Source organism: Microcystis sp. LE19-195.1E, assembly GCF_027532095.1.
GTDB lineage: Bacteria > Cyanobacteriota > Cyanobacteriia > Cyanobacteriales > Microcystaceae > Microcystis > Microcystis aeruginosa.
Window position 1 is genome coordinate 1 of sequence record NZ_JAPZSZ010000261.1, and the last position, 13163, is coordinate 13163.

Annotated in this window: 10 protein-coding genes and 1 pseudogene; 7 read left to right on the forward strand and 4 right to left on the reverse strand. The window is 44.4% G+C overall.

Annotated elements, in window-relative coordinates:
• Positions 1 to 380: 380 nt before the first annotated feature.
• Both O9300_RS14685 and aroA read right to left on the reverse strand, forming a co-directional pair.
• Positions 381 to 2096 (reverse strand): ABC transporter ATP-binding protein, encoded by a 1716-nt coding sequence (locus tag O9300_RS14685; protein WP_287972391.1) that lies wholly within the window; start codon positions 2094 to 2096, stop codon positions 381 to 383.
• A 195-nt stretch (positions 2097 to 2291) separates the two neighbouring features.
• Positions 2292 to 3632, reverse strand: a complete 1341-nt coding sequence (gene aroA / locus O9300_RS14690; RefSeq protein ID WP_287972395.1) for a 3-phosphoshikimate 1-carboxyvinyltransferase — start codon at positions 3630 to 3632, stop codon at positions 2292 to 2294.
• A gap of 59 nt (positions 3633 to 3691) precedes the next feature.
• Between aroA and O9300_RS14695 the strand changes: the two genes are divergently transcribed.
• Positions 3692 to 3850, forward strand: coding sequence for a hypothetical protein (locus O9300_RS14695; protein ID WP_287972398.1), 159 nt, complete (start codon positions 3692 to 3694; stop codon positions 3848 to 3850).
• A 33-nt stretch (positions 3851 to 3883) separates the two neighbouring features.
• Here O9300_RS14695 and O9300_RS14700 read toward each other — a convergent pair whose 3' ends face one another.
• Both O9300_RS14700 and O9300_RS14705 read right to left on the reverse strand, forming a co-directional pair.
• The gene (locus tag O9300_RS14700; protein WP_287972401.1) at positions 3884 to 4159 is read right to left on the reverse strand and encodes a hypothetical protein; all 276 of its coding nucleotides are present in this window, start codon (positions 4157 to 4159) and stop codon (positions 3884 to 3886) included.
• A 412-nt stretch (positions 4160 to 4571) separates the two neighbouring features.
• Positions 4572 to 5627, reverse strand: a pseudogene (locus tag O9300_RS14705) (IS630 family transposase).
• 371 nt (positions 5628 to 5998) lie between these two features.
• Between O9300_RS14705 and rlmN the strand changes: the two are divergent.
• The 6 genes from rlmN to O9300_RS14735 all read left to right on the forward strand — a co-directional run bounded on the left by rlmN (position 5999) and on the right by O9300_RS14735 (position 12754).
• The gene (rlmN, locus tag O9300_RS14710) at positions 5999 to 7012 is read left to right on the forward strand and encodes a dual-specificity RNA methyltransferase RlmN (RefSeq protein WP_287972403.1); all 1014 of its coding nucleotides are present in this window, start codon (positions 5999 to 6001) and stop codon (positions 7010 to 7012) included.
• Between the two features lie 88 nt (positions 7013 to 7100).
• On the forward strand, positions 7101 to 7322 hold the full coding sequence (gene cpcD, locus O9300_RS14715; protein WP_045361435.1) for a rod-capping linker protein CpcD: 222 nt from the start codon (positions 7101 to 7103) through the stop codon (positions 7320 to 7322).
• A gap of 291 nt (positions 7323 to 7613) precedes the next feature.
• Positions 7614 to 8813 carry a bifunctional rod-capping linker CpcD/ferredoxin--NADP reductase PetH gene (gene cpcD/petH, locus O9300_RS14720; protein WP_287972407.1) on the forward strand — a complete coding sequence of 400 codons (1200 nt, stop codon included), beginning with the start codon at positions 7614 to 7616 and terminating at the stop codon, positions 8811 to 8813.
• A 99-nt stretch (positions 8814 to 8912) separates the two neighbouring features.
• Positions 8913 to 9755: a ChaN family lipoprotein gene (locus O9300_RS14725; RefSeq protein ID WP_287972409.1), complete on the forward strand. Its 843-nt coding sequence runs from the start codon at positions 8913 to 8915 to the stop codon at positions 9753 to 9755.
• Between the two features lie 192 nt (positions 9756 to 9947).
• Positions 9948 to 10823, forward strand: a complete 876-nt coding sequence (locus O9300_RS14730; protein ID WP_190359545.1) for a 3'(2'),5'-bisphosphate nucleotidase CysQ family protein — start codon at positions 9948 to 9950, stop codon at positions 10821 to 10823.
• A gap of 59 nt (positions 10824 to 10882) precedes the next feature.
• Positions 10883 to 12754, forward strand: a complete 1872-nt coding sequence (locus O9300_RS14735) for a GTPase family protein (RefSeq protein WP_287972412.1) — start codon at positions 10883 to 10885, stop codon at positions 12752 to 12754.
• Positions 12755 to 13163: the final 409 nt, after the last annotated feature.

The window sequence follows — 13163 nt, forward strand, 5'->3', positions numbered from 1 at the left end:
ATTGCGGGGATCGGGGGAAAATTCAGGTACTTTTTCCCTGAAAATTAGGTAGTTGACCACCTCAAAACTGGTAAAACCCCACACCCCACACCCCACACCCCACACCCTGCCCCCAGGAAAAGCTTTTTCAGCAAACCCTAAATAGGGGTTGCTGAATAAATCTAAAAACCTTGCTGGGTAAGACTTTTAGACTTTTTATCAATCAAAAAGTACCAGAGATGGGAGTGATCGGGGGGAAAATTCAGGGACTTTTTCCCTGAAAATTAGGTAATTGACCAGGTGAAAATCGGTAAAACCCTACACCCCACACCCCACACCCCACACCCCACACCCTGTCCCCACGAATAACTTTTTGCCGCAAACCCTAAATAGCCTCACGGCTAAATCCTCTGAAAACAATCGGCAATTTCCTGGGGAGTTAAAAGAGAATTAGGATAACCGGAAAGTTGTCCTAATTTTTGTGCTAATAAAACTGCTTGGGGTGGAGTTAGATAGGTTTTGGCTAAGAGATCGGTTTGATGATAAGCTTGCCGGATTGGGGCATCTAAAAGGATAGTTCCTTGACCCATAATAATTACTCTTTCGGCGTATTCTGGCATCAAATAGAGGTGATGGGTGATCACAATCACCGTTTTGCCCATCTGGTGTAATTGACGACTCACCTCTAAAATTGCCTTAGCCCCTTGGTAATCTTGGCCGGTGGTGGGTTCATCGAAAACAACTATACGCGGTTCCATGGCTAAAATTGCCGCAATCACTACCCGCGCTCGATCGCCTTTTGGTAAGGAGAGAGGATGATAGAATCGATATTCTAGCAATCCCAGGGCTTCTAGACTTGCTTTCGTGCGTTGGGTGACGATTTCTGGAGAATAACCGAGATTAGTCAGGGCAAATGATACTTCTTTCTCCACAGTGGTGTTAAAAATCTGATTATCGGGATTTTGGGCTACATAACCGATGGAACGAGCTAAATCACTGACAGAAAAGCTATTGATTGAACGTCCGTCAATCATAACTTGACCGGTGGTTGCCGAGAGAAGATTGAGAAAATGCTTGACTAAAGTGCTTTTTCCTGCGCCATTTTGACCGATAATCAGCAGATATTCCCCTTCGGCAATATCGAGGGACACATCCCGCAAGGCGGTAGTACCATCGGGATAGGTATGGCAGAGATTTTTTACCCTCAGTAGGGGGTTTAAGGGGTCATAAACCGATGATAAGGGAGTAGTTGGGGTTATTTGATGGTAAAAGGATTTAAGCTCGTTTAAACGGGCAAAACCGCGGTCTAGGGTGACAGGAATGGACTCAATCGCCCCGATTTTCTGCTCGATCAAGGCAAAAGTAGTGGCCACTTGCGGGGGACGCAGGGCATTTTCCTGTAAAAGTTGTACTTGGGAGTAGATCTCTGCTGGGGTTCCCATGGCTTCGATCGCACCTTCCCTTAATAGTACCAGGCGATCGGCATATTCGGCCATTTCCTCGGCCGCGTGGGAGACCATCACAATAGTGACACCGAGATGGCGATTTAATTCCTTAATGGTGGCGAAAACTTCCTGGGATCCCACCGGATCCAGTTGGGAGGTGGGTTCATCGAGAATTAACAAAGCGGGCTGAACTGCGAGAGCGGCGGCGATCGCTAATCGTTGTTTTTGTCCTCCCGATAGTTCCCCCGGCGATTTTTTTTCCATTCCCTCTAACCGGACTGCCGCTAAAACTTTGGGAATGCGCGCTTTAATTTCCTCTCGCGGTAGCCGTAAATTTTCTAAGGTAAAAGCGATTTCATTTTCTATAGAAGTGGCTAAAAGTTGCGTTTCGGGATCTTCAAATACTGCCCCCACATAGCGGGCCAAGGTGCTAACGGGATGGGTTAAAGTATCTAAACCGGCTACCGTTGCATAACCAAAAAAACGCCCTCCGTAAAATTGGGGGACAATACCGTTAAGAGTTAAACAGAGAGTAGTTTTTCCCGCACCTGTGGGCCCGATAATACCTAAAAATTCTCCTCGATGAATTGCTAAAGAGATATTTTTAAGCACTAGATTGGAGGATTCGGGATAAATATAGGAAACTTTCTCTAATTGGGCGATGATTTCCATTATCGGTGGGGAATAGAAGACGAGAGAGGGGTAGATAGGGAGATATTTTTCAGGAAAATTTGCATTAGGGACGCTTCTATTTTTCGCTACCTCGATCGATGAACTTGATTATCACACAGGCGGCCTACTACTCTGTGATTTATCCTGCAATTGTACCAGTTACCCCTCGCCCGCTCGCAGAAAAACTTAATATTTCTACTCTTGACAAATTTGCTTTAAGGTGCTGAAAAAATCGGGGTAGGAAATGCCGGCCGCTTCAGCGCGATGGATAGTGGTGGGTTGACGGCAATTGAGGGCAGCGATCGCTAGACTCATGGCAATGCGATGATCGGTAAAACTGTCCACTTCCGTGCCGAATAGGCCTGTACCGCCGGTAATCTCTAAACCATCGGGTAATTCTGTTACTTTTGCCCCTAGGCGATCGAGTTGGGTGGCCATCACCGTCAGGCGATCGCTTTCCTTCACCCGTAATTCCTCGGCATCCTTGATAATTGTCGTTCCTTGGGCAAAAACCGCCGCTACTGCCAAAATGGGAATTTCATCGATCAGACGGGGTATAATCTCACCAGCGATCGTGGTTGCCTGTAGTGGACTGGATTTCACCCGCAGATCCGCCACCGGTTCCCCCGTCACCACCCGTTGATTTTCGAGGGTGATATCTGCTCCCATTGCCTGTAAAACCTGTAAAACTCCGGTTCTAGTCGGGTTTATTCCCACATTTTCGATTAATAACTCAGAATTAGGCACGATTGCCCCCGCCACCAACCAAAAAGCCGCCGAACTGATATCTCCCGGTACAATCACCGTTTGTCCAGTTAAAGTGGGATAACCCGTCACCGTGACGCTATTAGTCTCCCCATCCACCTCAATATTCGCCCCAAAAGCGCGCAGCATCCGTTCACTGTGATCGCGAGATAAAGCGGGTTCCGTGATTGTGGTTTTCCCCTCCGTTAACAGTCCTGCGAGGAGAAGACAGGATTTTACCTGTGCAGAAGCGACGGGAGAATAGTAGTGGATCGGTTGCAGAGATTCCCCAGAAACGGCTAAAGGAGCCAAAGAATTGGCTTTTCTGCCCCAAATTTGCGCCCCCATTTCCTTGAGGGGTTTCACCACCCTGGACATGGGACGCGATCGCAGGGAAGCATCGCCGGTAACAACAAAAAAACGGTCCCGATGACCAGCCAATAATCCTAACATTAAGCGGATCGTCGTGCCGGAATTGCCCGCGTCGAGGATTTCTAAAGGTTCCTCAAGATTGCCTAAACCCCTACCTTTGACGATCACTTTCTCGCTGTTGAGTTGGGAAATTTCCACACCCATGGCACGAAAACAACTAGCGGTACTGCGGGGATCTTCGCCCAATAGTAACCCATGAATAACGGTTTCTCCTTCGGCGATCGCCCCTAACATCAGGGAGCGATGGGATATAGATTTATCGCCAGGGATGGTGATTTTTCCCCGTAATCCCGTGATTTTACCCGGATCGATGACTAAATCTTGATGGGATTGGAAGGGGTTAAGGGTGACAATAGACATGATCGTTAGGCAGATGAAGACAAGCTCGATCTATTTTCCCCCTTTACCTCGCCCTTTCCTTGTCAAGTTATGTAAAGAATATTAAGCTAGAAGCATTCAGTCATCAGTTTTTTGTCATGCCCACTACTGCCCAAGAAGTTTATAATCAAGTGGTTTGTCACTTATCATCTGGGGAACGTTTGCGATTGCCCACAATCATGGGTAGATTGGCGATTTAGCGCAAAGGAGGCTCGAATCAAGTTCAAGCAACTTTATCCATCAATCCAGGATTGAATAAGTAGTAGGGCCTGTTCAGTAATTTGTTGAGCTACTTGTTTATAGTTATGAGAATAGGGGGTTAAAGGTTGAACAGCCCTTAACCAGCCTCCACTAGCTTCTGCTACGGCTAAATGATAGATTCTGCCATCGTCCTCTATGTTCAGTTTTTCTGTGTGAGTTGCATAAAAAGCGATTATTCTTTGAGGAGCTGCACATTCTTCTACTAAATGAAGAGAACTACTTCCATGCACAATGGCTATATTTGGCAAACCTGTTTTTTCTGACCATTGATTGATTGCATTAAAAAAGCCAACTTGTGAGGCAAAATCTCTATTCCAGTCAATATCTAAAGATGTAGGGACAGGATTTAAATTATGTTGTTTGCTAATTTCAATAACTTTCCGATGGATTTCTTCAAGATTTCCCTATTGGATAATAATAGGAATAACAATAATATTATGTTCTTTTAATTCTTTTTTAATCCTACCAATGGCAGGGATACTATCTTCAAAAGGGAAAGACATATATTCGGAAATTTTCTGTCGTTCCCTGTCATTTGTACCCTACTCTGTCCCAAAAGTTTTTAAACCTGAAAAGGGCAAAAAGATAACTTTAGCATCCTGACAATCTCTATTATCTCTGGCTAATTGAGCAACATAAAAAAGTTTTTTTGTAACTTTTTCAATCGTTTAAAATCCAAGACCATCCCGTTAAATACCCGATAGTGTCATTGGATAAACGATTTAAAAGAGCATCGAGTTTATCTCTTAAAGCATCAAGAGATTCAAAAGTTTCCCATGCCAGAAAATTTTTCAGGTACAGCCAAACTCTCTGTTGCGGGGTTAACTTCAGGACAACAAGAAGGTTGATAAAACAAGATAATATTGTCGGGAATTTCTAAGTGTCCCGCAATATGTGCAGGAGCGTTATCTACTTGTAAAATATGTAATTCATTGGGAAAAGCTTGCGATAGTTGTAATAGATATTCTCCGAAACAATCCCCATCTAAATGGGAGAATTCATAGAAGAAGCTTCTGCCCTGTCGAGGCTCTACAGCCCCGTACAGCCAAAAGCATTGGAAGTTATCTTGAAAATTACCAATCGGCTTAACTCCGAAAAGAGTTATTTTATTCCGAGCCATAGTGTGACCACCAAATCTACTTTCATCCTCGCAGCAAAAACTTACTTTCTCGTAACGCTTTACTTTCTCGCTTTCCCTGTCTAGTAAAGCTTTTAGGCGTTTAGATAAGTTCCCTTTAAACTCATCTACTTCGCCAGGCAATTGTCTCGGATTTCGTGGTCTAGGTACTTTTAATTGAGCTTCCTAATTCCTGTCTAACGAGACGATAAACTGTTGTATAGCTGACGGAAATTTCTCGAACGACCGAGAGCCAAAAATAAATCCCTTTATAGCTGGTAAAACCCCCTGGGTGTTTTAATTCGTTTTGTCAAAGAGCGACTTCTTCTACCGAAATCTTTTTCGGTCTTCCTGGTGGGTTTCCTTCAGATAATAATCGCTCGATTCCTCCTTTTTTTGTAAAAACTTAACCAGCGATGGATTGTTCTTTCCCCTCGTCCCATTAATACCGCTAAATGGCGAACCGTCTCTACCTCCCCCATCTTCAAAAAATATAAGGACTGTACTTTAGCCTAGGCTAAACTACTTTTTTGTTGTTTCATTAATTCTTTTAAATCTTCTACTGACTCAACAATATCAATTTTGGGTACGACCGGCATCGCCAATTTATCCACTTAATCATCTTTTTGATAAGTATGCCATAGTTTTTGAAATTTGGTATAACATATTTAGAGTCGATGCGCTACGCGCGTTTTATACTGGTCGGCATTCCTCCCCCGCTAACCCGTAGGGTGTAACGGGGGCATCCGGCCGACATCTAAGGTGAAAAGTAAAAAAGTCAAGCTTAAGACTAGATTTGTTTTTGTCGTCAGGCTAAGTTTAAGTTATAGTTTTAAGTATTTAATTGACTAACAAAGACTAGAGAAGGAGTAAAGGTAAAAGATGTCAATTAATGAATACAATTTTGTTCAGGTTTTGCTTCTAGGGATGATCATCGGTTAGAATGGTAAGGCGATCAACGATAACAATTATGACTTTACTAGCGAAATCTTTAGAGGAACTGACCGACTGGGTAAAAGACCAGGGACAACCCGCTTATCGGGGTAAACAATTACACCAATGGCTATATGAAAAAGGGGTGCATTCTTTGGCGGATATTTCCGTATTCCCCCAAGAATGGCGCAGCAAGATGGCAGACTATCCTATTGGTCGTTCCCTTATACATTATCGCAGTGTAGCACCCGATCGCACTCGTAAATATCTGCTAAAACTGGCGGATGGTTTAATTATCGAAGCGGTGGGAATTCCCAGTGAAAAAAGATTGACAGTCTGTGTTTCTTCGCAAGTGGGTTGCCCGATGGCCTGTGATTTTTGTGCCACGGGAAAAGGGGGTTTTACTCGTAATTTAAAAGCTTATGAAATCGTTGACCAAGTGTTAACAGTACAGGAGGATTTTCAGCAGCGAGTTAGTCATGTGGTGTTTATGGGGATGGGGGAACCTTTATTAAATATCCCCGAAGTGGTGACAGGGATTCATTGCCTGAATCAAGATGTGGGTATCGGTCAGCGTTGTTTAACGATTTCTACCGTGGGATTGCCCCATAAAATCAAGCAACTAGCGGCACATAATTTACAAGTAACTTTTGCTGTTAGTCTCCATGCTTCTAATCAACAAGTTCGAGCTAAATTAATCCCCAGTGCCGACCATTATCCCCTAAGTAATCTGATCCAAGACTGTCAGGAATACGTTCAAATCACGGGACGAAGGGTGACATTTGAATACATTCTTTTAGCGGGAGTAAATGATTTACCCGAACACGCAAGGGAATTAGCCAAACTGGTGAAAGGTTTTCAATCTCACGTCAATTTAATCCCCTATAATCCCATTCAGGAGGTGGATTATCAACGGCCTGATGAAAAGAGAATTAAGACTTTTAAAACTATTTTAGAACAGGAAAAAGTCGCCGTTACTGTCCGTTATTCGAGAGGTTTAGCGGCCAATGCAGCCTGTGGACAATTGCGATCGAGCGTTATGGTACAATAAACAGGCGTAAATCGGCCATTAACTAGATTGCTAGTCTCCCTGCTAGGCTAAACTAGAGAACTATAACATCAATGTAGGAGCCATTTCGATGCAAAGTCTCTCTAGTGCCAAAGAAAATCGCCTTTTTGTCTATGAAGTCGTCGGTTTAAGTCAAAATGACAATACTGATAACCTAGATTATTCTATCCGTAAGAGTGGCAGTGTCTTTTTAACCGTTCCCTATAGCCGCATGAATCAAGAAATGCGTCGGATTACCCGTTTAGGCGCTCGCATCGTCAGCATTAAACCCTTAAACGCAGCCGAGGTCTAGTAGTTCATAAAATAATCATCGCTAATATCTGTCCCCCGCTCTTGTCCTGATCAGGCAAACCAGGGGGATTTTTAGCATAAATAGGGAAAAGTAGCAGAAATCTTAATAAAAAGTAAAAATGCTGCAAATGTAACAGATTTTAACCAGAGAGTTGACCTATCCTTAAGGGAAAGATAAAAGCGATGTCTGTGGTTTTTTTAAGATAACTCTCAATTAGGCCTAGGTGTAGTGTACCGATGGTAGGCTAAACTATGGAACGATTATCGTGACTTGAGTTGGGAGTTATATTTAATGTACAGTCCGAGTACACTAGCGGGAAACCGTTTATTTGTTTACGAAGTGGCGGGTCTCAATCAAAACGACAATACTGACAGCTTGGATTATTCAATCCGTCAGAGTGGAAGCGTGTTTTTCACGGTTCCCTACAGTCGCATGAATCAAGAAATGCGTCGGATTACCCGTTTAGGTGGTCGTATCGTCAGCATCAAACCCTTAAATGGGATTGCCCCCGTAGCAACTGTTTCTAGTGCCTCCACACCACAGCCAATCGCTCAATCATCGCCCGTCACCGAACAGACCCAGAAAAAGGCCATGACCCAAGCGAAAGAAAAAACAGATATCCCCGTCAACATCTACCGTCCGAATCAACCCTTTATCGGCAAATGTATCGAGAATTATGCTCTCGTTGATGAGGGGGGTATCGGTATCGTACAACACGTCACCTTTGACCTTTCTGGGGGCGATTTACGCTATTTAGAAGGGCAAAGTATCGGTATTATCCCCCCGGGGACCGATGCTAATGGCAAACCTCATAAATTGAGACTCTATTCGATCGCCTCCACCCGTCATGGTGATAAATTAGACGATAAAACCGTATCCCTCTGCGTGCGTCAGTTGGAATACCAACATCCAGAAACCAAGGAAACCGTTTATGGAGTTTGTTCCACCCATCTCTGTAATGTAGAGGTGGGGGACGATGTGGCTATTACTGGTCCGGTGGGTAAGGAAATGCTGCTACCGGGTGATGAAGATGCCACTATCATTATGATGGCCACTGGGACCGGAATCGCTCCTTTCCGAGCTTTCCTCTGGCGGATGTTCAAGGAACAACACGAAGATTATAAATTCAAAGGTCTAGCTTGGTTGATTTTCGGAGTTCCCAAAACGGCCAATATTCTCTACCAAGAAGAATTAGAGAAAATAGCGGCGGAATTCCCCGATAACTTCCGTCTCACCTATGCCATCAGCCGGGAACAGCAAAATCCCCAGGGCGGTAGAATGTATATTCAACACCGGGTAGCCGAACACGCTGACGAAATCTGGAATCTACTCCAAAGTCCCAAAACCCACGCTTATATGTGCGGACTGAAAGGGATGGAAGATGGTATCGACGATGCTATAAGTGGTGCCGCCGCTAAAAATGGTGCTGATTGGTCTGTCTATCAGAAACAACTGAAAAAAGAACATCGCTGGCACGTAGAAACCTACTAAACCAAAAAGGTTCTCTGAAAATTTTTTCGGGTGGGCATTGCCCACCCTTTTTGTCTTGGCTTCGGTTAAGATCAGTTTTTTAAAAGGCTTTTAATAAAGATGAAATTCTCTCGACGCTTTTTCCCCCTTTTCCTTGCCCTCTGCTTACTGTTTATTTTGCTGCCCCGGGCCTGGAGTTTTACTAATAGCCAAAAACAAATTCTGGCAGATTTAAAAACAGCCGAGATTATTTATCTGGGAGAAAGGCACGATAGTCAAGCCGATCATCAGGCCCAATTAGCTATTATCAAGTATTTACAGGCCAATAATCCCCAAATAGCGATCGCTTTCGAGATGTTTCAACGTCCTTACCAAATCTATTTGGATCAGTATTTAGCCGGCAAAATTAGCGAAAATCAGTTGAGAGAAAAAAGTGAATACGACCAACGTTGGGGATTTGATTGGGAATTTTACGCCCCGATCCTGCGCTTGGCCAAGGCAAAAAAACTACCAGCGATCGCCCTAAATACACCCACGGAAATCACTAGAAAAGTGGCACGGGAGGGCTTAGAAAGCCTCTCCACCTCAGAAATGACCTACATTCCCCCTAAAAGCGAAATAAACCAGGATAACGAGGAGTATCGTCAACAGATCTTAGCCGTTTATCAGCAACACACGGGGGGCAAAAGTCAGGGATTCGATCGCTTTTTTCTGGCACAGGTCCTCTGGGATGAAACCATGGCCGATGCGATCGCTAAATTCTGGCAAGCTCATCCCGACTATCAGATCATCGTCCTAGCAGGAAAAGGTCATATTGCCTACGGTTACGGTATTCCCAGTCGAGTCCAAAGAAGATTAGGCGATCGCGTCATCCAGCGCTCGGTTTTCTTGGGAGATGCTCCTCAATCATCACCAGCAGAAACCAAAAAACCCGCCGATTATTTTTGGCAAGAGCAAAATTAAGCCCGTCAGGAGTTAGGAAGCAAGGGATGATAAGCTAAGAAGCCAGTCTTTTAATTTAGTAGATAATAAGTCTGAAAAACTGATTATTTATTTCCCCTTTTGCCTTTTGCCTTTTGCCTTTTGCCTCTCCTCTATGAGTAGCCTATACTCAACGGATTTAGTATAATAAGTCTGAAAAACTGAGGCTATTTTATGATTAATTTAACCTGTCAAGATACCGAAACGCTCGATCGCATTTTAGCTGTGACTCGTGCCGTCGGTTGGGGTGGTGCTAAAATTCTCCAATCCTACCACCGCGGTGAACAGGATTTAGCCGTCAACAAGAAGAAAAAAGGCGGACCGGTGACGGCGGCGGATTTAGCGGCAAATAACTATATTTTAGGGGAATTACAAACAAATTTTTCTGATATCGACTTTGGTTATCTGAGCGAGGAAACCCATCAAGGCAATGAAGCTATCCCGAAAGATTGGGTATGGATTATCGATCCTTTGGACGGAACCCGCGATTTTATCAACAAAACGGGAGAATATGCCCTACATATCGCTTTATGTTATCAGGGAAGACCGATCATCGCCGTGGTTGCCCTACCGGATCAAGAAAAACTCTATTTTGCCCAAAAAGGAAAAGGCACTTTTCTAGAAACTAGCCACGGAAATATTACACAGGTAAAAGTTGCCAATAAAGATAAAATTACCGATCTCTATCTGGTGGTTAGTCGTACCCATCGCGACCAACGTTTTGATAATTTATTAAGTCAAATACCCTTCTTCGGTAAAAATTATGTGGCTAGTGTGGGCTGTAAAATTGCCACGATCCTCGAACAAAAATCCGATGTTTATATCTCCCTATCGGGGAAATCGGCGGCTAAAGACTGGGATTTTGCCGCCCCAGAGTTGATTTTAACGGAAGCCGGCGGCAAATTTTCCTATTTTGACGGTCAACCCGTGCGCTATAATCGCGGCGATGTGCGGCAATGGGGGGGGATCATGGCTAGTAATGGTCCTTGTCATCAACAACTTTGTCAGTTATCCACGGCAATCCTCGCCCAAATTGATGCCACTGTCTAATTTCTGCTCTCTAACCGAGAATCAGAGATAGGTAGAATGGAAAAAAACCAGATCGAGCAATGTTACGGTTAAAAACTTGGCAAGGGTTGATTTTAGCAGTTCCGATCGCCGCCGTGGTCATCTTTCTGATCGTGGCCGCCAGTTTCCAGATCAATCAATGGGGTTTGAATTGGATTTGGGCAGTTTTTACCCTGATTTTTGTCGCTTGGCGCTTCCTGTTGGTCAAATGGACGCGCCCAGCAGTCGGGGAAATTGAAGCCGCCATTGGGGAAATTAAGGCAGAATTAACCCCTCCTGAGGGTGATTCCGGGGGCAATGTCGAGGAAATTATCGAGAGGATTATCGTCGAGGCCCGCAATGATCGCCCGGTTTGGGAAGATTGGGCGACTTTTTGGCAACGCTGTCAGGATTTGGTCAGTGCCATCGCTCATATATATTACCCCGATGTCAAGTACCCCTTATTAAATATTTACATTCCCCAGGCCTACGGTTTAATTCGGGGAACTGTGGATGATAGCGATCGCTGGATGCGGAATCTTTCCCCGGCCCTGAATCAAATCACCATCGGCCAAGCCTATCAAGCCTACGAAGTTTATCAAAAATTGCAACCCTCGGCCCAGAAACTTTGGCAGGTCTGGAATTGGGCGCAATGGGTAATCAATCCCGCTGCGGCTGTGGCTAAAGTGGCCAGTCAAAAGTACAGCGATCGAGCGGATCAGCAATTATTAGTCAATTTAGGGCAAGTTTTGCGGGAAAATGCCCTAAGAAACCTCTCTCGCCAAGCGGTGTTACTCTACAGTGGCGGCAATCTCGCCCCAACTCTCCCCACCAAGACGAAAATCGCCACCACTACTCTCAAGGAAATTCTCGCCCAAGCTGAACCGATCACGGAAATCGATCGCCAACCGGTTAACATTCTGCTGGTTGGACGCACCGGGGCCGGCAAAAGCAGTTTAATTAATACTCTCTTTCGGGCCGATTTAGCCCAAGTGGATCTATTGCCCAGTACCGATGCCATCCAATCCTACCATTGGCAAACCCCAGAAGGGGACGAGTTAATCCTCTGGGATACCCCAGGCTACGAACAGGCAAATAGGGCTGATTATCGGCAAAAGGTTCTCAATTATGCCGAAAACGCCGATTTATTGATTCTGGTAACTCCCGCCCTCGATCCCGCCCTGGCCATGGATGAGGCTTTTCTTAAAGATTTGCAACAAACTATTGACAATTTACCAGTTATAGTCTGTGTTTCTCAAGTCGATCGCCTGCGTCCGCTGCGAGAGTGGCAACCCCCCTATAATTGGCTGACGGGAGAAAGTCCCAAAGAAGTCAATATCCGCGAATGCTTGCAGTATCGGGCGGAATTATTCGAGGATCTCTGCGATCGCATTTTGCCGATGGTCAGTCAACAGCCGGATAGAGAAGCTTGGGGGGATGAGGAGTTATCAATCGCTTTGCTGGGGGCAATTTCACCCGCAAAACAGTTGCGTTTAGCCCGTTTTTTAGCGGATTTAGAAACTCGAACCCTGGCAGCGGCGAAAATAATCGATCGCTATACTTTACAGATGGCCACGGGGCAAGGTTTAACGGCCCTATTAAAAAGTCCTATTCTCGGTTTTATCTCCACTTTAGCCACGGGAAGACCGACTTTAGCCTATCTTTTAGCTGAACAAATTCCTGTGGAACAATTACCAGTAGCGATCGGTAAATTACAGATGGCCTACGAGCTTTTTTCTCTCTTAAATCTGGAGAATAAAAGTTTTGATTTATTGGCACTTTGGCCAATACTATTAGAAAATTCTAGCACTGCTGACAAGGAAGCTTGGGCCTGGGGTCATGCTCTGGTAGAATATTGGACAAAGAACCTATCGATCGAACAGTTCCGGTCAAGTTATCAGGGGTATTTAGAAACGACAAAAACAGGCCTTTAACCAGATTAATTAAGCTAAAACTTTCTTCCAATCTAAAAGTATAGGAGAGTGGGGAGGAAAGGTTTCTGGGGTTGAGATTTCTGGCCTTTGTACTAAAATTACCAATGGGAGAGATTTTTTCGTGTTTTTTTAAAAGTTCTATTCATTTTTTTCATTTTCAGAGTTTTCATCGTTAGTTTTCGACGAACTACCCAAACCACTAAAATAAAAGGCGGTGACTGCTGTAGCTATTGGCCCTAAAAAAGTATAAATTGTCTTAGAAGAATCATTAATTAGGGTTTGCTGAATAATGGTAAAAACCTTACAGGAAAGGGCTTTTAGCTTGATTGAGAGCTTCCCAAATGCACTTAAATCTGCTAGAATCTCTTAAAACCCTTGCATCACCCTTGCATCACCCTTGCATCTTCTC